At 61.0% G+C, this 19,212-nt stretch carries 22 protein-coding genes, 1 tRNA gene and 1 pseudogene; 12 read left to right on the top strand and 12 right to left on the bottom strand.

The genetic code is table 11. The features are described from left to right. Positions 1-26: 26 nt before the first annotated feature. On the bottom strand, positions 27-947 hold the full coding sequence (locus tag N440_RS15770; protein ID WP_008267479.1) for a lauroyl acyltransferase: 921 nt from the start codon (positions 945-947) through the stop codon (positions 27-29). 61 nt (positions 948-1,008) lie between these two features. On the opposite strand from N440_RS15770, the gene dtd reads away from it, so the two are divergent. From dtd to N440_RS15750, 4 genes are all read left to right on the top strand, one after another. Continuing rightward, complete coding sequence (dtd, locus tag N440_RS15765) at positions 1,009-1,449, top strand: D-aminoacyl-tRNA deacylase (RefSeq protein WP_006472318.1); 441 nt, start codon at positions 1,009-1,011, stop codon at positions 1,447-1,449. A 90-nt stretch (positions 1,450-1,539) separates the two neighbouring features. Further along, the gene (rpoD, locus tag N440_RS15760; protein WP_008265787.1) at positions 1,540-3,393 is read left to right on the top strand and encodes an RNA polymerase sigma factor RpoD; all 1,854 of its coding nucleotides are present in this window, start codon (positions 1,540-1,542) and stop codon (positions 3,391-3,393) included. A 267-nt stretch (positions 3,394-3,660) separates the two neighbouring features. Beyond that, positions 3,661-3,972, top strand: a complete 312-nt coding sequence (locus tag N440_RS15755; protein WP_133935667.1) for a hypothetical protein — start codon at positions 3,661-3,663, stop codon at positions 3,970-3,972. A 40-nt stretch (positions 3,973-4,012) separates the two neighbouring features. After that, a tRNA-Ile gene (locus N440_RS15750) sits at positions 4,013-4,088 on the top strand. A gap of 69 nt (positions 4,089-4,157) precedes the next feature. On the opposite strand, the gene N440_RS15745 is transcribed toward N440_RS15750, so the two are convergent. Next, positions 4,158-4,670, bottom strand: coding sequence for an integrase (locus tag N440_RS15745; protein WP_208322793.1), 513 nt, complete (start codon positions 4,668-4,670; stop codon positions 4,158-4,160). On the opposite strand from N440_RS15745, the gene N440_RS15740 reads away from it, so the two are divergent. After that, entirely contained in the window at positions 4,642-5,001 is a 360-nt protein-coding gene (locus N440_RS15740) for a hypothetical protein (protein WP_133935666.1), read from the top strand. The two genes, N440_RS15745 and N440_RS15740, sit on opposite strands and share 29 nt — an antisense overlap. 737 nt (positions 5,002-5,738) lie before the next feature. Here N440_RS15740 and N440_RS15735 read toward each other — a convergent pair. Beyond that, entirely contained in the window at positions 5,739-6,629 is an 891-nt protein-coding gene (locus N440_RS15735) for a sel1 repeat family protein (RefSeq protein ID WP_133935665.1), read from the bottom strand. Between the two features lie 166 nt (positions 6,630-6,795). Here N440_RS15735 and N440_RS15730 point away from each other — a divergent pair. After that, positions 6,796-7,607 (top strand): annotated as a pseudogene (locus N440_RS15730) (SOS response-associated peptidase family protein). 119 nt (positions 7,608-7,726) lie between these two features. On the opposite strand, the gene N440_RS15725 reads toward N440_RS15730, so the two are convergent. The 7 genes from N440_RS15725 to N440_RS15700 form a co-directional block, all read right to left on the bottom strand. After that, complete coding sequence (locus N440_RS15725) at positions 7,727-8,581, bottom strand: DNA adenine methylase (RefSeq protein ID WP_133935664.1); 855 nt, start codon at positions 8,579-8,581, stop codon at positions 7,727-7,729. Positions 8,582-8,593: 12 nt separating this feature from the next. Beyond that, positions 8,594-10,246 carry an AAA family ATPase gene (locus N440_RS15720; RefSeq protein WP_133935663.1) on the bottom strand — a complete coding sequence of 551 codons (1,653 nt, stop codon included), beginning with the start codon at positions 10,244-10,246 and terminating at the stop codon, positions 8,594-8,596. 71 nt (positions 10,247-10,317) lie between these two features. Then, positions 10,318-10,887: a DUF4113 domain-containing protein gene (locus N440_RS20590; RefSeq protein WP_343133948.1), complete on the bottom strand. Its 570-nt coding sequence runs from the start codon at positions 10,885-10,887 to the stop codon at positions 10,318-10,320. Next, a complete protein-coding gene (locus N440_RS20585; RefSeq protein WP_343133947.1) occupies positions 10,842-11,567 on the bottom strand; it encodes a Y-family DNA polymerase in 726 nt (241 codons plus the stop codon). Before N440_RS20585 ends, N440_RS20590 begins: the two co-directional genes overlap by 46 nt. Continuing rightward, positions 11,551-12,033: a translesion error-prone DNA polymerase V autoproteolytic subunit gene (gene umuD, locus N440_RS15710; RefSeq protein ID WP_133935662.1), complete on the bottom strand. Its 483-nt coding sequence runs from the start codon at positions 12,031-12,033 to the stop codon at positions 11,551-11,553. Before umuD ends, N440_RS20585 begins: the two co-directional genes overlap by 17 nt. A gap of 384 nt (positions 12,034-12,417) precedes the next feature. Beyond that, on the bottom strand, positions 12,418-12,885 hold the full coding sequence (locus N440_RS15705) for a hypothetical protein (protein ID WP_133935661.1): 468 nt from the start codon (positions 12,883-12,885) through the stop codon (positions 12,418-12,420). An 86-nt stretch (positions 12,886-12,971) separates the two neighbouring features. Continuing rightward, the gene (locus N440_RS15700; RefSeq protein WP_133935660.1) at positions 12,972-13,760 is read right to left on the bottom strand and encodes a hypothetical protein; all 789 of its coding nucleotides are present in this window, start codon (positions 13,758-13,760) and stop codon (positions 12,972-12,974) included. A gap of 265 nt (positions 13,761-14,025) precedes the next feature. On the opposite strand from N440_RS15700, the gene N440_RS20570 reads away from it, so the two are divergent. From N440_RS20570 to N440_RS20380, 6 genes are all read left to right on the top strand, one after another. Further along, positions 14,026-14,160: a hypothetical protein gene (locus N440_RS20570; RefSeq protein ID WP_279587429.1), complete on the top strand. Its 135-nt coding sequence runs from the start codon at positions 14,026-14,028 to the stop codon at positions 14,158-14,160. Positions 14,161-14,364: 204 nt separating this feature from the next. After that, positions 14,365-15,723, top strand: coding sequence for a hypothetical protein (locus N440_RS15695; protein ID WP_133935659.1), 1,359 nt, complete (start codon positions 14,365-14,367; stop codon positions 15,721-15,723). A gap of 88 nt (positions 15,724-15,811) precedes the next feature. Beyond that, the gene (locus N440_RS15690; RefSeq protein ID WP_133935658.1) at positions 15,812-16,090 is read left to right on the top strand and encodes a hypothetical protein; all 279 of its coding nucleotides are present in this window, start codon (positions 15,812-15,814) and stop codon (positions 16,088-16,090) included. Positions 16,091-16,188: 98 nt separating this feature from the next. Beyond that, entirely contained in the window at positions 16,189-16,503 is a 315-nt protein-coding gene (locus N440_RS15685; RefSeq protein ID WP_243831354.1) for a DUF5076 domain-containing protein, read from the top strand. A 694-nt stretch (positions 16,504-17,197) separates the two neighbouring features. After that, positions 17,198-17,554, top strand: coding sequence for a hypothetical protein (locus N440_RS15680; RefSeq protein WP_008267900.1), 357 nt, complete (start codon positions 17,198-17,200; stop codon positions 17,552-17,554). 104 nt (positions 17,555-17,658) lie between these two features. After that, positions 17,659-17,820 carry a hypothetical protein gene (locus tag N440_RS20380; protein ID WP_166671565.1) on the top strand — a complete coding sequence of 54 codons (162 nt, stop codon included), beginning with the start codon at positions 17,659-17,661 and terminating at the stop codon, positions 17,818-17,820. 63 nt (positions 17,821-17,883) lie between these two features. Here the strand turns inward: N440_RS20380 and N440_RS15675 are convergent, their stop codons facing one another. Both N440_RS15675 and N440_RS15670 read right to left on the bottom strand, forming a co-directional pair. Further along, positions 17,884-18,357 (bottom strand): fasciclin domain-containing protein, encoded by a 474-nt coding sequence (locus N440_RS15675; protein ID WP_243831379.1) that lies wholly within the window; start codon positions 18,355-18,357, stop codon positions 17,884-17,886. A gap of 265 nt (positions 18,358-18,622) precedes the next feature. Continuing rightward, positions 18,623-18,874: a hypothetical protein gene (locus tag N440_RS15670; RefSeq protein WP_006472189.1), complete on the bottom strand. Its 252-nt coding sequence runs from the start codon at positions 18,872-18,874 to the stop codon at positions 18,623-18,625. Between the last annotated feature and the right edge of the window lie 338 nt (positions 18,875-19,212).

Here is a 19,212-nt window from a genome sequence, read left to right as displayed (position 1 = left end):
GGGAGCGGTCGGGCTCAGTGGGGCCGCTAGTGGGGATGCTCTTCGGTGGCGTAGGGATCTTCCTCGCCGCTGCCCGCCGGTCGCAGCGTATAGCGCTTGTACGTCCACTGGTACTGCGCGGGGTCGCGGCGGGCAATGCGTTCGATGCCGGCATTCAGCGCAGTGGCCGCCACCTGCGGGTCCGGGTCGGCCACCGCCGGGTCGGTCGGCTCGATGTGCAGGGCGAACTCCATGTCCGGCCCGATGCGCTCGCACCAGCCATACAGCACGGTGGCACCGGTGCGCTCGGCCAGGCGGTTGACCAGGGTCATGGTCAGCGCCTGCACGCCGAAGAACGGCACGAACACGCCATCGCCGGCCTTGGGCTGCTGGTCGGGCAGGATGCCGGTAGCACCGCCGTCCTTGAGCACCTTGAACAGCTGCCGCACGGCCGGGCCCTCGGCGCGCACCTGCTGCACGTTCTGGCCGCCGCGCACGATCTGCAGGAAAGCGTCGCTGGCCTCGTCCTCCGGCGGCTTGTAGACGATGGCGATCTGCCCGCGCGAGGCCAGCCACTGGTTGAGCAGCTCCCAGTTGCCGAAGTGCGGCGCAGCCACGATCACGCCCTTGCCGCTGGCCAGCGCCGCGTCGTACAGCGCTTCACCATGGCGTTGCTTCAGGTGCAGGCGCAGGTTGTCGGCCGGCTTCTGGCTCCACAGGCGCAGGGTCTCGATGGCCTGCAGCGCGGTGGAGCGCAGCAGCTCGCGGTGCAGGCGGTCGCGCGCGGCGGCATCCAGTTCGGGGTAGGCCAGTTCCAGGTTGCGCCGGGTGACGCGGCTCTCACGGGCATTGAGACTGATCCACGCCCACGCCAGGGCGCGCGCGGCGCCCCGCAGCAGCGGCCAGGGCAGGCGGGCGAACAGGGTGGTGGCGCGGTAGACCAGCCGGGCTTTGCGTTGCGGATTCATCGGCGCCAGTTTAGCCAAGGGCGCTGCTATCGTGGCCGGCCCTGTTCATTCGGAGCCCGCGATGCTCGTCCTGATCCAACGTGTCAGCCAGGCCGCCGTGCATGTCGACGACGAAGCGGTCGGACAGATCGGCCCCGGCCTGCTGGCGCTGGTCGGCATGGAGCCCGGCGATACCGAGGCCCAGCTGCAGCGGATGGCCGAGCGCCTGCTGGGCTACCGGGTGTTCGCCGACGAGGCCGGGAAGATGAACCGGTCGCTGCGTGATACCGGCGGCGGCCTGCTGCTGGTCAGCCAGTTCACGCTGGCCGCCGACACCCGCTCGGGCATGCGGCCGAGCTTCACCAGCGCGGCGCCGCCGGACGAGGCTGAACGCGGGTTCAATCGATTTGTCGGGATCTGTCGTGAAAATCACGCGCCCGGGGTGGAAACGGGCCGATTTGGTGCCCATATGGTCGTCAGCCTGGTCAATGACGGTCCCGTGACCTTCCTTCTCAGGCCCTGAGCCTGCGGGACCACCGCCCGGCAGGCGGGGCCCCGGGCTGGTATAATGCTACGTTCCCTATTTCTCCCTAGCCGGTGGCGCGAGCACTACATGGCCAACGAACGTCCTGCCCAATCCGAAATCAAGCAACTGATCAGCAAGGGCCTGGAACAGGGCTACCTGACCTACGCCGAAGTCAATGACCATCTGCCGGACGACATGGTCGACCCGGAACAGATCGAAGACATCATCGGCATGATCAACGGCATGGGCATTGATGTCCATGAAGTTGCGCCGGATGTGGAAACCCTGCTTCTCAACGACGGCAACACCGGTAACCGCGAAGTCGATGACACCGCGGCCGAAGAAGCCGCCGCCGCGCTGAGCGCGCTCGACACCGAAGGTGGCCGTACCACCGACCCGGTGCGCATGTACATGCGCGAAATGGGCACCGTCGAGCTGCTGACCCGCGAAGGCGAAATCGCCATTGCCAAGCGCATCGAGGAAGGCCTTTCGCAGGTGCAGGCCGCCCTGGGCCAGTTCCCGGTGTCGGTCGAGTCGCTGCTGAACGACTATGAAGCCCACAAGGAAGGCAAGAAGCGCCTGGCCGAAGTGATCGTCGGCTTCAACGACCTTACGGACGAAGCGCCGGCGCCGGCCGCGGCTGCCGCTGATGACAGCGACGATGCCGACGCCGATGGCGACGAGGACGAGGACGATGATGTCGAGGGTGGCGAGGAAGAAGCCGCACCGACCGGTCCGGATCCGGAGGAAGTCGCCGCGCGCATGCAGGCGCTGAGCGATGCCTTCACTGCCTTCAAGAAGGCGGCGACCAAGGGCGACAAGAAGAACCTGCCGCGCCTGCGCGAAGAGATGTCGGCGGTGTTCGTCACCCTGAAGCTGCCGCTGCCGTTGACCGACGTGCTGACCAAGCAGCTGCGCGACACCATGGCCGACATCAAGTCGCATGAGCGCCGCGTGCTGAACCTGGCCACCGTTACCGCCCGCATGCCGCGCAAGGACTTCATCCGTTCCTGGGAAGGCAACCAGACCAACCTGGAATGGGTGGAAGATGCACTGAAGCGCAAGCAGAAGTGGTCTTCGGCGCTGCGTGAAGTGAAGGACCAGATCATTGCCGAACAGCAGGCGACGATCGACATCGAGAAGCTGACCCAGCTGGACCTGGAAGAGCTGAAGGAAATCAGCCGTGCCATGGCCTACGGTGAAGCCAAGGCGCGCAAGGCCAAGAAGGAAATGGTCGAGGCCAACCTGCGCCTGGTGATCTCGATCGCCAAGAAGTACACCAACCGCGGCCTGCAGTTCCTCGACCTGATCCAGGAAGGCAACATCGGCCTGATGAAGGCCGTGGACAAGTTCGAGTACCGCCGCGGTTACAAGTTCTCGACCTACGCCACCTGGTGGATCCGCCAGGCGATCACCCGCTCGATTGCCGACCAGGCACGCACCATCCGTATCCCGGTGCACATGATCGAGACGATCAACAAGTTGAACCGCATTTCCCGCCAGATGCTCCAGCAGTACGGCCGCGAGGCCACGCCGGAGGAGCTGGCCAAGGAAATGGACATGCCGGAAGACAAGATCCGCAAGGTGATGAAGATCGCCAAGGAGCCGATCTCGATGGAAACCCCGATCGGCGACGACGAGGATTCCCATCTGGGCGACTTCATCGAGGACACCAATGTGGAGTCCCCGATCGAGAACACCACCAACATCAACCTGTCTGAAACCGTGCGCGACGTGCTGGCCGGCCTCACCCCGAGGGAAGCCAAGGTGCTGCGCATGCGCTTCGGCATCGACATGAACACCGACCACACGCTGGAAGAGGTCGGCAAGCAGTTCGACGTGACCCGCGAGCGCATCCGCCAGATCGAAGCGAAGGCCCTGCGCAAGCTGCGTCACCCGAGCCGCTCGGAGCAGCTGCGCAGCTTCCTGGATATCGATTGATTTCCAGCGGCTGTTGAAGCGTTGAGAGAAACCCCGCCTGGTGCGGGGTTTTTCTTTGGTGGGTGCCGGGATATGCCCGACGGCTCTTGCCGATGTCGCATCTGCCGTTTGAATTCTTCCTGCGACGGTCAGCACGCTGATCGCGCAGATGCTCAACACATCCCGTAGGCGGGCCGGTCATCACCGGCGCCGATGCAAACGCGCGGCAGGTCACGTGCAACTCGCACGGCCTGCGGCATTGATTCGTCATGCATCTGGAGTCACGCCATGAATGAAGTGGAGCACGATTTGCCTGAGCCCGTACGAGCCGATTTCCCGCCGCTGCTGGACTGGGATGAGGTGATGCGGGATGAGTGCGAGGATCGGTTGGGGTTTGCACGTCGTACGACGTATGCGCTGCTGACGCTGTCTGAGGCCGGATTGCTTGCCGGCTTCAGTGGCGACAACCAACAGGGACTGGAGGAGGTCAGAAGGATGGTCGCGTTGTTCCAGGCGTACCTGAGGCGACAGGTATGGCTCGCGGAAGCAGCGGATAGGCGGCTGGGGCGTATTTCGGAGGCGCTTGCCGCCGCCGGGTAGCCGATCGAGCGCGGCCTCCACTACACTGTGACGCTGCGCAGGGCCTATAGCTCAACGGTTAGAGCAGGGGACTCATAATCCCTTGGTTCCAGGTTCGAATCCTGGTGGGCCCACCATCGAATCAGGCACTTAGGCTTCCGCCCAAGTGCCTTTTTTTGTGCCAGCGGGAAAATTGCCGGGAAAATTCAACGCTTGCGCGGTGGTTTCTCGACTGGCAAGTCATGATCGTAGCGGCCCGTAGTGGTGGGCGGTTCGTGCCCGGCCGCATCCTGCTTGTCGCCACGGTTGCCCTCGGTGTCGGTAATGCCTCGGTGCTTGAGGCCGTGCATCGAGAACCGTTCTTCCTCCGCGATCACCCCCTCGCTCATCGCCAAGCGGATGAAACGTTGCCACGCGCAGGACATAGATGATCGCGCGATGGGGTTGCCGGTCTGTTCCACCAGAAGGAATCGCTGCTCCGGCCTGATGGGCACAGGAAAGTTGCGGCCTTTGCGGATCCAGATCGCACTACGACGGGCTACCAGGGCCTCCCATGCCTCGATCATCTCTTCGTTCCAATCAGTGACCGACGCGCGCGAACCTTTCCGACGTTCGCCGTGCACGCCTTGGTCGAGACGGTGGGCGTGGCTATCAATCAGACGCTGGGCATCATTTCCGTGGAGCAATGAGATGTCGACGATTCTTTCCGAAAGCAACAACAACCGGGTCGAGATGTTGGCGACCCGAATCGAGGTTCAGTGGGATTTCCGAAACAACGATGGCCCGGTGCTGTTCAACTTTGACCGGGTGGATTGGGACCCGGTCGCGAACCACGTGAACAGCCGGGAGTATGACCGCACCATCCCGGCGCGGATCCAGACCTTGATCGATCGCGAGTACACCATCATCCACCCGGCGACTGGCGAGCAGGAGGTGGTGCCTGGCTGGAAGCTCATGGCGCTGATCAAGGCCGCGACGGACCGGGTCTGGGAGGCGGCGACCTCGGCCGCAGCCGTGGTTACAGCGCCGCTGGGTGACGGCGGGGGCTGACAGTTGGCCCGTGGCGCCCCCAACAAGAGTTGCTGTGGCTAGATGGCGTCATGTGCTACTCCGCTCAGGTCACTGCCGCCTAGCAGAAGCAGGTACATCTGATCGGCGTAACTGGCTGCCTGTCCCAGCTCACGCCTACCGCTCAAGTCTGGCGACATGTCAGAACATAAAAAAGGCGGCCTTTCTAGGCCGCCTCCAACGCTTCATGACGCTAAATTTCTTGCGAGCCCTTCGGGAGTTTCGGAAGCGGTGAGCCAGGGCCGGCTGACACTGTGCCGGTCCATCCGCCGCCGCCATAACTGCCTCCAGGAGGGTTAGCTCCGCCACCCGTTCCGACGCCCTGGCCGCGGCCATTGCCCGTGCCAGAGCCAACGCCGCCGCCGCCATTTGGGGTTGAAGTTTGAGGCGTCGCATTGCCGCCGAGGTAGCTATTGCTGTCGGTCATCGTGTAGGTGACGCATGCCGTTCCGTTGCATACAACGACCTTGTCGTTAGGTTTGACCACAATTTGAGTCCAAACTGCCGCCGTGTGTCGAACGTCCCATGCCCAAGTATCAAGGAAGGTTTGGGTTCCGGGCCCTGGCATTGGGGTCTCCAAACGGCACGCTGAGCAAGGCAGCGGACCATAAGTTTGGCCGCCTTCGGTTGCCTTGGCGTAGAAGATCCAGCCGCAGGCCGCTACCAGCGCGATGGAGAGTACTGCATTGGTACTAGGACGCATCAGAAATCCTTTCTGGCTATTGGCAGCAATTCTTGTAAATCGCATCGGCTCGCCTGATGGCCGCCTGCTGCTCAGCGGCGCTCAGTTCCTTCTGGTACATGCCGAGCAATTTTTCCGAAAACGCTGAGGGCATTGCCCTTTTGGCTGCCAAGTAGTAGGCAAGCGCTTCGGTCGGATTCTTTTTTACAATTATGCCATTGGCGTTAGCGCGCCCTAGGGCAACCAAGGCGTCAACGCTGCCTTGGCTCGCCGCAGCATTGAGGAATGAGTCAGCGTCAGTCTTCCATTCGGCAACCGCTTCTGGGTTCTGTATGGCCGCACTTGAGCCGCCAAATGCCGATTCGGTGTCGGTGGCATACAGGAGCATGGCTTCAATAGAGCCTTGGCGCGCGGCCTTGATCAGCCACTTTCCTGGAGGCGAAAGGCTGGAGTCCTTCAGTAGCGAGGAGCACTCCTTCAGACGCGTCTCGGAGGATTCCAGTGCCCCTTGCTGTTCTGATTTGCTTGGTAGCAAAGCTGCAGACTGAAGTTCGCCCGGTGACCCCGCATTTCTGCAATCTAGGGCGGCGAGATAGATTTCGTAGGTGGCAATGCTGTCGCCAGCGTCCGACGCACTGATACGGGAGAGGATGAAGTCTTTGGCATCGCCACTAGGGCGAAAAGCACCATCACGAGAAACAACAAATGCCCTTGATCCCACCTGCTGCACGACTGTTGGGTCAAGCTTTCGCTGGGCGATAAGAGACGCGAGCGGCTTCGCCGTGTTGCCGTCTGGAACTGAGGTCGAACTGTCGCTAGCTTCGACTGGTTCGGTGCGAGGGTCACGTCCGGTGCTTCCGAATTTGATTACGATGATGCCTACGGCGGCTGCCAGTAGGGCAAGAGCTACGATCAAGATCTTTTTCAATTTCGTACCGCCGGGCCCAAGTCTATGCCGATTGCTTGAAGAAAAGTCGCAGTGACGCGGGGTGTTGTCAATCGGGCAGCCTCTCGAATTGACGTAGGGGAATCCCTACTCAGTGATGCCTGCCACTCTCACATCGCCGCAACGGCCGCTGCTGCCAGATGGCGCCATGTGCTACTCCGCCCAGAGCACCGCCGCCTACCAGGAGCTGGTCCGGACGACCGGTGCCACACTGTCGCTGCAGGAGTTCGCGGCGCTGTACGCCCATGACCCCGGGAAGAGGCGCCCGAAGACTCCGAAGGCGATGGATGACGCGTTCCGCGCCGGCGCGAGCGCGGCGGGGCTGGCGGTGTGGGCGGAGGTCGAGCAATGGAACCTGGCCGAGGCCTTGGTGCTGGAGCAGGAGCTGTTCGCCAACCGCAAGCGCCTGGCCGACCTGAAACGCACGGAACCCAAGGACCGGGACAGCCGCATCTTCCCTGGCGTCTACGCCCCGGTGATCGTGTCCGACGGCGGCAAGCTGATCATCAGGCCCATGCGCTACCAGTGCCGCCTCGCCGGGAAGCCACCCAACTACGATCAGCGCTACCCCGGCACCTACAACGCCGGCCGCGACAGTCTGGAGAAGTTCTGGGCGCCGGCCTTCGGCCACACCCATGGCCTGCTGGTGGTAGATACCTTCTACGAGAACGTGGAGGGGCCAGACGGAAGAACCAAGTGGTGCAGTTCACGCCGCGCACGGGTGGGGCGATGCTGGTGGTCCGCTTGTGGTCACACTGGACTGACCCAGCTGGCCAGGAGCCGGATCTGCTGTCCTTCGCCGCGATCACCCATGACCCGGAACCCGAGGTGGCTGCGGCCGGGCACGACAGGACCATCATCAACATCAAGCCCGAGCACGTCGACGCCTGGCTAAACCCGGACACGGCCAACTTGGCCGCGCTATACCGGATCTTCGACGACAAGCGGCACCCGTTCTAGGAGCACCGTCAGGCGGCGTGATAGATCAGGCGGCGTGGGGGGCGGTTCCCGGCATCAAGGACGTGGACATAATCTACGACCTGAGCGGCGCTCACGGCCTAGTAAAATCCGCACAGCTTTCAAATTTTATTGGGAACTACCGAGAGTCTGTCACTGAAATACATGACTTCATCTCCTACGTATCGCCGCTGTGCTGTGTAATTCAGACCATAAGATACGCCGCTAGCTTCGCCGTACATCTCGCGAATCTCTGCGGCATTGTCGTACGACACGATCCAAGGGAAGGGGAAATCCTTCGTGAGAAGAAGTCTCGCAATCTTCTTGTGATCGTCGTCTTTGTATGAATTACGGTACAGTCCTGCCCCCTTTACATAATAAGGGGGGTCGAGATAGATGAGCGTTCTATCTGGAAGGAACTCTGTGCTGCGATGCAGAATGGACTGTGCATCTTCTTCGTAGACATTGATGCGGCTCGAAAGCTGTCCAATGCGCTTAAGTCTTTCGCAGATCTTCTCTCGCATAAAACGCGCATCAAGACGGTATTTTCCAGCTTGTTGCTTCCCTCCTATGACTCCGCCCTTCAGGATTCCAGACCGATTGGTTCTGTTCATGAAGAGGGTCGCAAAGCCACGCTCAAGGTCCGTTCCAGCTGCCTCGCCAATCATTACCGAACGCCAATGGTGCCACGCATCCATTGAAACGTCGGCCATTTCCACCATCCTGATAAGGCGGTCAGTATCGCTGACTGCAGCTTTCCAAAAGGCGGCAACCGCTGGGTCGATATCGTTGATGTGAATTGCCTCGACCACATCATCAACCAGTAGTATGAGCGCAAGCCCAGCCCCGCCTGCAAACGGCTCAAAATAATGGCCTCCATGAAGGTCATTATCTCGAATTATGCGCTCTATCAAGGAAGAGAAGCGTGCCTTCCCTCCTGGATATCTTAGCGGCGTGTACAGCTTGTTGGAGTACATAGGTCCCGTTAATTAGCGTAGGCGGGTCGAGGTTACTTTTACCGCATTTTCAAATTCTTCCATGAACAAATTAACCTCGGCTTGGTGGCAGTCTGCCCACACCTCAATGACCTTCCATGCCTTCAGCTTGGGCCAATTCTTATTCCACCATTTTTTCGTCGACTCGCGGTCTGGTGATACTTTGGGGCCGTCGGGGAAAAACGTGTTCAAAATCTTGTCGGTCGAGACGTTCTTGACGTTAAGACTCAACATCGCGTCCAAGTATACTCCGTCCTTTGCCTTCGTCATGGCAACTAGGAACTGAATGATCATGTTCTCCGGCGACCGCGCTGTGCCAGTAGCGCCTGTGGGGCACGGCAGCTTCACAACGTTGCCGCGCTTCTTGGCTTTTGCAGGCACGGGCGTGTCGGCGTCAACCACAAGCACACGATCCTTGAAGATTGGGTCGTGTTCTGGAAGCTTGAGCAGGTTGGAGCCGCCCACCTCCAGTGCGATCGGCTTCACCGTGACGTCATATTTTCTCGAAAGACTCATGCGCTTTCCGCGTGTCACGATCGCATCGAAGATCTGAACTCCCTCTTTGTCCTCGAAATAGACGCCGAGCTTGGGTTTCGTGCTGGTTTGGGGAACATTCTCCCGAAGTGCCATGTCGTCCAGGATTGCAGTGAGTGACTGATCCTCAGCGACACGCGGCCTAGCCGTGTCAAGCAAATAGACGACTGCATCTGGGGCCAAAGCGACGCCCTTGCCATCAGGATGAATACACTCGATCAGCGCCGGTGAGTGCGTTGTCGCTATCACTTGAACGTCGAGCTTTTTCGCATGCTTTTTGAGAGCGCCCGCGAGACGTTCAAGCGCGTGCGGATGGAATCCGACGTCTACTTCATCAATTACTAGAAGGCCTCCCTGATATGCAGCCCCCTGTTCGCGCCTCAGTCGATTAAAGGACGCGAATGCCGTGGCAATACTGCCTAGGCTATCCTGGCCTGTTGATATGGCCATCGCGTCATGCGCGTCAAACCCCGGCTGAATTGACGTTTTCCCGGCGCCACGTATAACTGTCTGGGTCATTTGATCATTGACGCGAGCACCGACGATCACCGAGCCGACGAAATCGACCATGAGTCGGCGGTCCTCTTCGTCCATCTGAAGGACAGAGCTGGCAACGTCCTTCTCGTCGGCCTCACCAATCGGAGCTAGGCGGCGCAGTCCAAGGAAAATGGTGGGGAGCGGCACCTTGGCATCTTGGCCAACCGGATCGTCAGCAGCCTTCTCCACGGTGCGAGGTACAACACGCGCGCGATTCCAGACTGTGCGCTGCGTCATGGCGCTACGCTTTCGGACTGTTACCTCGCCGACGGTCGAAACTACGATCGGTGCGGAGGTTGGATTATCTTTTGCATACGCGGCTTCATCGAGAGATAGGTATACAATTTTCTCGATATTGGTGTAGAAGCTCTCGCCGAAGTAAGTGCGTGGTTCTTTTGTGGTGACGCCAAACGTGTTTGCTAGAAGGCCCAGAATTGTTGACTTGCCAATACCGTTGTGGCCAGCGATAAGCGTAACGCGCTCTGCAAAATCAATTCTCAACTTGCTCAGCTTACGAAACGGCGGTTGATTGAACTCAATTGACCGCACAAGGATCCTTCCACTATTCGCAACCACAGCAACTCCTTTGATGCACGGACGGTCGTGCTTACAGCCAATTCTATACGCAACCTTAACGAAATGCGTTGCTAGCAACGGGCATTTGGGAGGGCTTCCAATGAAGTTGTGTAGGACGGGGACAGCATGTTCTGCCGCATGCCCCAGGCAGGCCGAGCCTGCCAACCTGACGCCCCTAATCCTGCGGTGCCACGCCCGAACCTCTCGTTGATCCGGTCCATGGTGGCCATCAGTCGTTCGTTGCCCACCACCGTGGTTCCGAACAGATCCGCCTGCAGCTCTTCCGGCCGGGCTAGGTCCAGCAGGGCCACACCCGCCTTCTTGTACCCGATGCCCTCCCGCAGCAGGCCGCGCAGCAGCCGGCGCACGACACCCAGCACCACCATCGTGTCAGCGGTCGAGGCCGGTAGGCTTACAGACCGGGTGGCGTTGTGCTGCCGCAGCTCCGGACGGAACGTGTCGGAATGCGCGAACACCCATACCCCGGCGGTGACAAGGCCGCGTGCGCGTAGCTTCTCGCAGGCCCTGACGGCGAACGTAGCAAGTGCTTGGGCAACCGCGTCATGGTCTTCCACCCGCTCCGCAAAGGACCGGCTCACCATGATCTGCTGCCGATCTGGCTCAACTTCCTCCAGTTCCATGCAAGGATGTCCCTGCAGCTCACGTTGAGTGCGTGCCAACGTGACACCGAAGGTCGCCAGGATGTCGCCCGCCGGCGCGTCGCGTAGTGCTGCGGCGGTGCTGATGCCATGGATTCCAACCGCGGTGCCAGCCGACGCCCGACGCCCCATAGATCACCTACGGGGAATGTCCGAAGCACCGTGTCCCGGTCGGACGCATTGCCGAGGTCGATCACACCGTCAGCACCCTTGGCCGCCTTGTTGGCCAACTTGGCCAGGGTCTTCGTGGGGCCAATGCCGATGCAAATCGGTATGCCGGTCCACCGGTGCACGCGTTGGCGCAGATCCCGGGCGAACCGCTCGCGATCCCGGATTCCGTCCAGGTCGATGAAGCTCTCATCGATGCTGTAGACCTCCACCCGCGGCACGGCCTCCCGCAGAACGCTCACGACCCGGGCGCTCATGTCTCCATAGAGCCCGAAGTTGGCCGAGCGCATCTGCAGGCCATGCCGGCGCACCAGGTGCTTCAGTTCGTGAGCGGGCTGGCCCATCTTGATGCCGAGCGCCTTTGCCTCGGCCGAGCGCGCGATCGCGCAGCCGTCGTTGTTGCTCAGCACCACCAGCGGGACGCCGCGAAGGCCCGGCTGGAACACGCGCTCGCAGCTGGCGTAGAAGTTGTTGCCGTCAACGAGCCCGAACACGGCCGCTCCGGCGTTTGATCTGGCGGACGACTCCAACGACAGCGAACACTTCCACCTCGGTGGATTGCTCCAGCACGATGGGGGGAAAGTCCGGATTGGCCGAGTGCAGCTCCATGTGGCTTTCAAAGAGCTGCAGCACCTTGCAGGTGGGCTGGTTTCCGTCCCAGATGGCGATGACCAGGTCCCCCGCCTGAGGGGTTACCGACCGGTCGACCATCAGGATGTCCCCATCGCTGACGCCGGCGCCGCTCATGGACCAGCCATCGGCGCGATACAGGAACGTGGCTGCTGGGTTGCGTACCAGCAGGCGATGCAGGTCGATCGCGTCGTCCATGAAGTCGTCGGCCGGCGAAGGGAAGCCAAGCCGAGCGCGCGCTGCGGCAAGGGGCACGAACTGCGCCGGGCCATCGATCATGGCCGGGCCGATTGGGCGGGCCAGCGTATGGGAGTGGGGAAGGGACTGCATGGGCGTACTCTGGTAGCGGCATGTCTCACGGGTCGAGACGGGGCGCATGTTAGTACAAGTACTAATTGCTGGCCGTGATCGCCGCCCTCGGATTCCTGAACGCGTTCCGCACAGAGGCCCAGGCGCCGCGGGAGTCGCGAACTGCGCGACGCTCAGCAGGCATCCTGCAGCGATGGCGAACTGGCAAAAGGACCCGGCCTCATTGGAGGCCAAGGCTGCGGCCAAGCTGCAGCAGGCGTCGGATCTCGAACGAGATACCTCCGGAAGTTGGCGTTGCCGCGCGCGCCGCCGGCAGAGCGCGCAACGTCTGCGCGCTACGGCGAGCAGTCATCAACGCGCCGCAGGCCGCCTGGTAGGCCTGGATCTGCCCGAGGACCTGCCGTTCTAGCGGCTCAGGCCCTTGCGCATCGGCACCACTGTCGCACCGGTGCCGGTAAGCAGTTCGTACAGGGCCTCCACCGCAGCGCGCTTCTCCGCGTCGTACTCGAAGAAGTTGTAATGCCGCTTCTGGACGCCACTCAGGCCGTGGGATTGCAGGTGACCACGGACTTCTTCCGACAGGCCCAGCGCAGCGAGCCGGGTCTCCACCGTGCGTCGTAGGTCGCCTGGCGTGAATGGCGACGTCAGCTCGCCGACGGCCACCATGTTGGCCACCACCGGATCCATGATTCCCCGGAACTCGTCATAGGTGGCCGGCGCCTTTCCGGCGGTGAGCGAGAACAGGTGCGGCCTGGCGCCGTCGCCGCCGCTGTCATCATCGCCGCGCATGACGGCGAGATCCGCAGCCATCAGCGGCAGCAGCGGCACCAGGTGCACTCGAGGCAAGCGGCGCCGCCCCTTGATGTCGAGCAAGCGCACGGATCCGGTGCCGGTGTCCGTGTCGTGATCGTGATCCGACCACTTCAGCCGCATCAGCTGCGCAATGCGCTGCCCGCCGGTCAGCAGATGGAAGCGCAGGAGAGCGCCCTGTCGCCCGGGCAGTGCCTCAATCCGGCGCCAGTAGGCACGAAGCTCTGCCACCGAAAGAACCCGGTCGCGCGGCTGACCGCTGTCGAGCGTGGCCAGGTCGCGCGCGCCGGGTTTCTGGATACGTTGAGCACGCGCAGAGCGTCAGGGGCAGCCGCGTCCTGCTTCGCCGCGATCGCCGCCGCATACGCCGCACGCAAGTACAACCGGATCTTGCCGCCCTCGCGCAGCTTCTTGGCGCGCACCAGTCGCGACAGGATCGGGAGCAGGTCATCCAGCTCGAGTTCTGATGCCGGGCGCGCCCAGAGGGATGGCCACGGATCTTCGATGTGGCGCTTGATGGAAGCGCGTGTTGCGGCGGCAGATACCTTGCCGGCATCTTCCAGGCTCTGGACATAGGCCATCATCAGAGCGCCCAGCGTTGCGCCTGATCGGCGCGTCGATTCGGCCAGATCTTCGGCCTTCGCGCGTTCCGCTGCAGCAGCCTCGGTCTCCATCGCCTCGCGCAGATCCCGGTCGCCGGTCTGGTACCGGCGGGACAACGCCGCCGCTGCCTCGCGTGCCGCGGTCAGGGCTAGGCCCGTGCCGAGCAGTAGGCGATCGCGCTGCCCGTTGGCCTTCGTGTACCGATAGTAGAACCGCAGCTGGCCGCCAGCCAGCTTGCGCACGTCCAGGCAGCCTGTGCCGCGCGGGGCAGGATCAGAGGCCCATTCGCCGACCGGCAAAGCGGCCAGTCCCTTCGCTGTAAGCATTCCCTTCATTGCGCCCATTGGTGACCGCTCGGTGACCGTTTGTCCGTGGAAAGAGGTGGACGATGATGGGCGCAGGTGGTCGCACAACCTGAGAAAATCAACCACTTAGCTTAAAGTCGGAACGCCTGTGGAAGCGCGTGGAAGCCCTATAGAGGCCTCATAATCCCTTGGTTCCAGGTTCGAATCCTGGTGGGCCCACCACGTTGACGTCCAGCGAAGTCCAGAGGCGTCCGCGAAGTCCTTGAGTTCCTTGATTTCAGCTTGGGATGCATCCATGACCGTCCAGCGGCATCCACTTGCATCCGACATTGCCGGGCAGATCAACACGCTGCTGCAGATCGGCAAGAAAGAGGACGACGACGAGATGATCGAGCTGGCTCAGCGTCTGAGTCGCTCAGGATGCCAATAGATAGTCGCTTGCGTCTTCCGTTCTCTCGCCAGTCTAGATAGGCGAAACGCCCTCTTCGAAAGAATGAGACCTTTGTCATCGCAGGTGTCCTCCAGGACATTTAGGTGCGACTGCCAGCGATCCTAGGCTTTGGACACTCTCTGGCCATATGATCTTCGGGCGGTTGCGACCTACTGACGGTCATTTCATTGGAGATTGGGGTGCATGGAAGAGCTAGAGCAGTTCATTGATGGCGTTCACCTGCGCGGCGTCAGTTATCGGACGGATGCGCCGTATGAAATTATCCATCCTCGCATTGTCAAGCGCGACGGCGAAATTATGATCTACCGTCACGACCAGCGACACCAGGCGGACGGGCCATACTTGCCGGTGAAGGTGTTCCTGCGCGAGTTGGTGCGAGGGACGCCGGGGCTAACTGCAACTGGGTACAGGGCTAACAAGAAGCAGACCACGCTTACGTTCGACAAAAGAGACCGGGTAGAGATCTCGCCAGCGCTGCGTGCTTACCTGTCCCGCGAAGTAGTGAGGCCTCATCTTGACGCGGAAGCTAACCATTTCAAGGCGCGCTTCCTTGACAGAAATAATTCTTCGCTTGACACGTGGCTGCCGAAGTATCGGGAAGCCACTGTGGCCGTCGCTAGCGCTCTGCGCAGCGATAGGGTTGATGACATCATCGACCTGATTTGGGTGATGCAGGACAATTCCATCAGTCATGCCGGTCAAGGAACTCTCGGAAGAGCAGCAGTTGAGCGCGTTCGCCCACAACTCGTCGAGATGACAAAGCAGATCTCGGCTGACGGAACGCCTGAGAGCTTCCAGAGATTGGGGGCTGTCCTTGAGCGTTGGGCAACGGATGGCTTGATCCCAAAGAACCCGCGCCTCGTCTTGGCTAGGGCGTTTGCCGCCATCCATCCCGATACGTACCACACTGTCGTCGACGGCAAGAAGCATGCTGAGGTTGCGCAATGGTGTGCTCGGCATACCGGCTTCATCAATCCGGGTGGCAATTGGGCGAGCCAAGCTGCTGCGCTATCGGCGCACCTGACAGAATGCGAAATAGCTGAAGAACCGCTCGTTAGGAACATCTTTCCTTGGTTCGTCTATCGCAACCTGGTCGCCGGGTCCGACAAAGTAAAATTCGTGCCAGGGCATAGATCGCGTGTTGCTAACGGCACCGCAGAGGTAGAGGCGGGGTTGAAGTCGATCCAGTACAGGCAGAACGTCATTCAGGATCGCCTCGTCGATTTGCTTCGTAGAAAATTTGGTGACTCGGTAGCGACCGAGCACCCAACAGGTACGGGTGGCTCTGCGGATGCGCTAGTGTTAAGGCAGGATGGCCAGTTCGTCCTCTACGAGATTAAGCCAGCCAGGACAGCCTCTGATGCGGTGAGGCAGGCCATGGGGCAGTTGCTGGAGTACTCCTACCGTGGAAATGGCCTAGAGGCGGCCGCGCTGGTCGTTGTGTCAAACGCGCATCTTGATCGCGTAACGGAGGAATACCTTGATCGTCTCCGGTCGCAGTTCAGTCTCCCACTTGAGTACATGCAGGTCGCGGATGACTGATAGCCGGGCATCGGCGTAAGTCGCCCACAACCGCCTTACCAATGTGCGGGATGGTGCGGGCAATACGCTTATCGGCCTGAGCTATGACGTGCAGGGCAACCTGAAGTTGAAGAATGGCCTCAACCACAGCTTCGACTTCGGCAATCGACTGCGCGAGGTGACCGGTAAAGAGAGCTATCGCTACGACGCGTTGGGGCGCCGCATCCTTGCCTCCGCCCCAGGGCTGGGAGTGGTGCTTTCACAGTATGCGCAGGACGGTCGGCTGTTATTCCAGAGTGATGGCCGCAAGGGGCTGGGGCGCGAGTACGTTCATCTGGCCGGCAGCCTGATCGCTCGCCGGGACGACGCAGGCGCAGGCCATAAATGATCGAGGTGGCAAAGAAAATTTGGATAACAAACGAAATGAGGTAGCTCCCCCTCGATGGGAGGAGCGAAATATCAGGCCGCCAGAGAGGTAACGTCTAAGTGATCAATGAACGCCCCATTCCGGATGCAGCCTTCGAGGATGAGAATGCAGTAGAGATGCTGCGTGTCTGGATTGCAGCAAAAGGGCTGCATTGTTCTATGAAGGTTGGAATGTATAGGGAGCAGTTTGAAGTGCCTGAAGAAAGGGCCTGGGGAAAAATTTTGGCAGACGTTGCACGGCATCTGGCGAACGCGCTGGAAACCGGGTACGGTGCTGATGCGCATGCCTCCCTTCGTGAGATACAGGAGTGCTTCAATAATGAGCTTGGCAAAAATTCACCTGCAATCAAAGGTGGTTTCATCGATCGTCATTAAGTGATGGTCGTGGCTGCGTAGGTTGAAGGTTCGACTCCTGTTTCCGGCACCATGTTTGATGAAAAGCCCCGGCCTTGGTCGGGGCTTTTTGTTGGGGGAGTGGGCTGCACAGTAGTGCCAGCCCATGGCTGGCAAAACGGAAGCCAATCGTCTGTCGCTTTCTGCATGATCGGTCCGCCAGTTGCGAGACATCCCACGGCGCCGCCAACTGGCCGTCCATTCGGCCAGGCTGCTTCATGCAACTATTGGTAAGCGGGAAACGTCACGGGTCTCAAAGATCTACAAGCTATTTGCGGCACCACATGTCGTCACCGCCCAAGCACCAGCGCGCTCGCGTCTTCTCGTGTCGCCCCTGCCATCTACTGCGCATGCAACAATTCGTACCGCTTCTTTCGATGCATCCGAACCTTTCGGATTTTTCTCATTGAATCGAAGGTGCAGGCGTAAACAACATGGCGCGCCATCGAAAAAGGGTGGCCGGGCATCCAAACCCGCGATACGTGCTGTAAACGCTTGCCAGCCGGCACCGTTCTGAAACGGTGCCGGCTGGCAATCCGTCGGCCTTTATGGCGGGCGGTGCGTGGGGGTCTTCGGACCCGCCGGTCTAGCACGTATCCCGGTTTGGAACCCGCACCGTCCGCCACCCCGCTTCCGCGCGGTGGCAGTGTTAAGTACAGCCACGGAAGCCGACGCCATGACCACTCGCAAGATTCCGCCATTCCCCGTCGATGAACCCACCAACGACGACGACAACCCCGCTTTTGACCTCAGCACCTTCCAGGGCTGCCTCAAGCGCATCCGCGATGGCGAAGGGTCCGATGGCATGCTGTGGCCGGAAGAGAACCTGTCAGACGGCCGCCGTCAGTCCCTGGCCAGGATCGACCGCGCGGCGGTGGGCATGCTGACGGCAGTGGAGATGCTGCATGCGGCCAGTCGCTGCGAATCCATGGCCACGCCCGACCGGCATCTGGATGAGGGCGTCGTCGAGGGGCTGTTCTTCGCGTGCCGCGAACTGGCTGAACTGGTGTGCAGGGAAGTCCGGCCATCCTGACCTCTCGCGCCTGGGCAACCACTCATGCCATCTCGCAGTGAATCGCCATTGCTGGATGCGTTCAATGGACTCTGCTGATCTGGTGACCGTTCTACAACCGGCGCATGCTCTACGACGACCTGGATCGGCGGATCGCGGTCGGCTCCAACAACCTTGGCGGCAATTTCTGGTATCGGCTCCGCCATAAGGTGCTCGACAACCTGACTCGCCCGATGCTCAAGGGCCGAGGACCATCGCTGCTGGTCAAAGGGTGCAGCCGTGCATAGCCGGGTCTCCTCTCACGCCAGCGGCAGCCGCCGTATGCGACTGCCGCGAATGCGGTTGCGTGGTTACTTCGGCATCAGCACGGAATCGATCACGTGGATCACGCCATTGGACTGGCCCACATCGGCAATGCTGATTCCCGCCTTGCCACCCTTGGCATCGATGACCCACAGCTTGCCGTCATGCAACGCGACGGTGAGGGATTCACCTTCAACGGTCTTCAGCATGGCCTTGCCGCCGTGCTTCCTGGCATCGGCCATCAGTTGCGCGGAACTGTAGTTGCCCGGCACCACGTGGTAGGTCAGGATCTTCGTCAACTGCGCCTTGTTTTCAGGCTTTACCAGCGTATCGACCGTGCCTGCGGGCAACTTGCCGAAGGCTGCATTGGTGGGTGCGAAAACGGTGAAGGGGCCAGCACCATTGAGGGTATCGACCAGCCCGGCTGCCTTGACCGCGGCGACCAGGGTGGTGTGGTCCTTGGAGTTGATGGCGTTCTGGACAATGGTCTTGGTGGGATACATCTCCGCTCCGCCCACCATCACGGTGTTGGCGGCGAAGCTCAAGGAAGTGGCTGAAACGAGTACGGCGAAGCTGACGGTGGCGGCTATCCGCTGAAGAGCTTTCACGGCGCGTTCCTCTATGGGAGGCCCGCAAGGCGCGGGCATCCTACATACGCGGGGGCGCGGTGCTTGGATGCAGGCAGATGCATCTGGGTGCTTCTTCGCCGGAGGTGGCGACGCGTTGTAAAAGGCGAGTGAACGTCTGCGTCTGCTGGCGCGCTACGCGATACGAACCGCGTGCCACTCAGCGGCGCGGATGACGGATGTCGGATGGGCTGCTTGAAAGGCGCGCGTTGCTGATGGCCTGGCGGACGCCACAGTTGCGGCAGGCCAGCACGGTTCCCCCGGCGACATGTTCCATCTCATCTTCGCCCCACACGCTCGTAGCGCCGCAGGCCGTGCACGTCGCTACGATCTGCAGTGCCCGCGCCAGAGTGCCATGCTCTCCGGCTTTGTACGTCAGGTTGGTGATCTGAAACAGTCCGGTATGACTCATGGGAAGGCCGGCAAATATCGGTTGACTGAAGGCTAGCGCCGAACAGGTATCGGCAGCGTCGGTGCGATGTTGATGGAAGGTCCAGGCGCTGGCTATTCGCCGTTGCGTCGATTGAGCTCTTCGAGCCGTGCCCGGCTGACTGACTGGTGATTGCCGCAGGTTGGGCAACTGAGGGCCGCTGCCCCATCAAGATCGACCAGCCCATGATTGGGTATCGCCCTGAACTGCCACGAGCACTTGATGCAGGCGCAATCGATTCGAGTGACCTGCAGGAGTGTGCCGTCCGCGCGCGTCACTCCCTCGACGCTGGTTACGTAGAACTGTCCGATGTCACGCAT

The organism is Stenotrophomonas sp. CC22-02, from assembly GCF_004365115.1.
Taxonomy (GTDB): domain Bacteria; phylum Pseudomonadota; class Gammaproteobacteria; order Xanthomonadales; family Xanthomonadaceae; genus Stenotrophomonas; species Stenotrophomonas forensis.
Note: the sequence above shows the minus strand (reverse complement) of the source record. Positions and strands in the feature narration are given on the sequence as shown.

What these genes read in the sequence shown, in the direction of transcription:
- N440_RS15740 (WP_133935666.1), top strand. Translation starts at nt 4,642, where the DNA reads ATGTCGACGATTCTTTCCGAAAGCAACAACAACCGGGTCGAGATGTTG.
- N440_RS15770 (WP_008267479.1), bottom strand. Translation starts at nt 947, where the DNA reads ATGAATCCGCAACGCAAAGCCCGGCTGGTCTACCGCGCCACCACCCTG.
- N440_RS15700 (WP_133935660.1), bottom strand. Translation starts at nt 13,760, where the DNA reads ATGAAGGGAATGCTTACAGCGAAGGGACTGGCCGCTTTGCCGGTCGGC.
- N440_RS20590 (WP_343133948.1), bottom strand. Translation starts at nt 10,887, where the DNA reads ATGGAACTGGAGGAAGTTGAGCCAGATCGGCAGCAGATCATGGTGAGC.
- N440_RS20380 (WP_166671565.1), top strand. Translation starts at nt 17,659, where the DNA reads ATGCTCTACGACGACCTGGATCGGCGGATCGCGGTCGGCTCCAACAAC.
- N440_RS20570 (WP_279587429.1), top strand. Translation starts at nt 14,026, where the DNA reads ATGACCGTCCAGCGGCATCCACTTGCATCCGACATTGCCGGGCAGATC.
- N440_RS15680 (WP_008267900.1), top strand. Translation starts at nt 17,198, where the DNA reads ATGACCACTCGCAAGATTCCGCCATTCCCCGTCGATGAACCCACCAAC.
- N440_RS15755 (WP_133935667.1), top strand. Translation starts at nt 3,661, where the DNA reads ATGAATGAAGTGGAGCACGATTTGCCTGAGCCCGTACGAGCCGATTTC.
- rpoD (WP_008265787.1), top strand. Translation starts at nt 1,540, where the DNA reads ATGGCCAACGAACGTCCTGCCCAATCCGAAATCAAGCAACTGATCAGC.
- N440_RS15725 (WP_133935664.1), bottom strand. Translation starts at nt 8,581, where the DNA reads ATGTACTCCAACAAGCTGTACACGCCGCTAAGATATCCAGGAGGGAAG.
- N440_RS15675 (WP_243831379.1), bottom strand. Translation starts at nt 18,357, where the DNA reads ATGGTGGGCGGAGCGGAGATGTATCCCACCAAGACCATTGTCCAGAAC.
- umuD (WP_133935662.1), bottom strand. Translation starts at nt 12,033, where the DNA reads ATGCAGTCCCTTCCCCACTCCCATACGCTGGCCCGCCCAATCGGCCCG.
- N440_RS15695 (WP_133935659.1), top strand. Translation starts at nt 14,365, where the DNA reads ATGGAAGAGCTAGAGCAGTTCATTGATGGCGTTCACCTGCGCGGCGTC.
- dtd (WP_006472318.1), top strand. Translation starts at nt 1,009, where the DNA reads ATGCTCGTCCTGATCCAACGTGTCAGCCAGGCCGCCGTGCATGTCGAC.
- N440_RS15670 (WP_006472189.1), bottom strand. Translation starts at nt 18,874, where the DNA reads ATGAGTCATACCGGACTGTTTCAGATCACCAACCTGACGTACAAAGCC.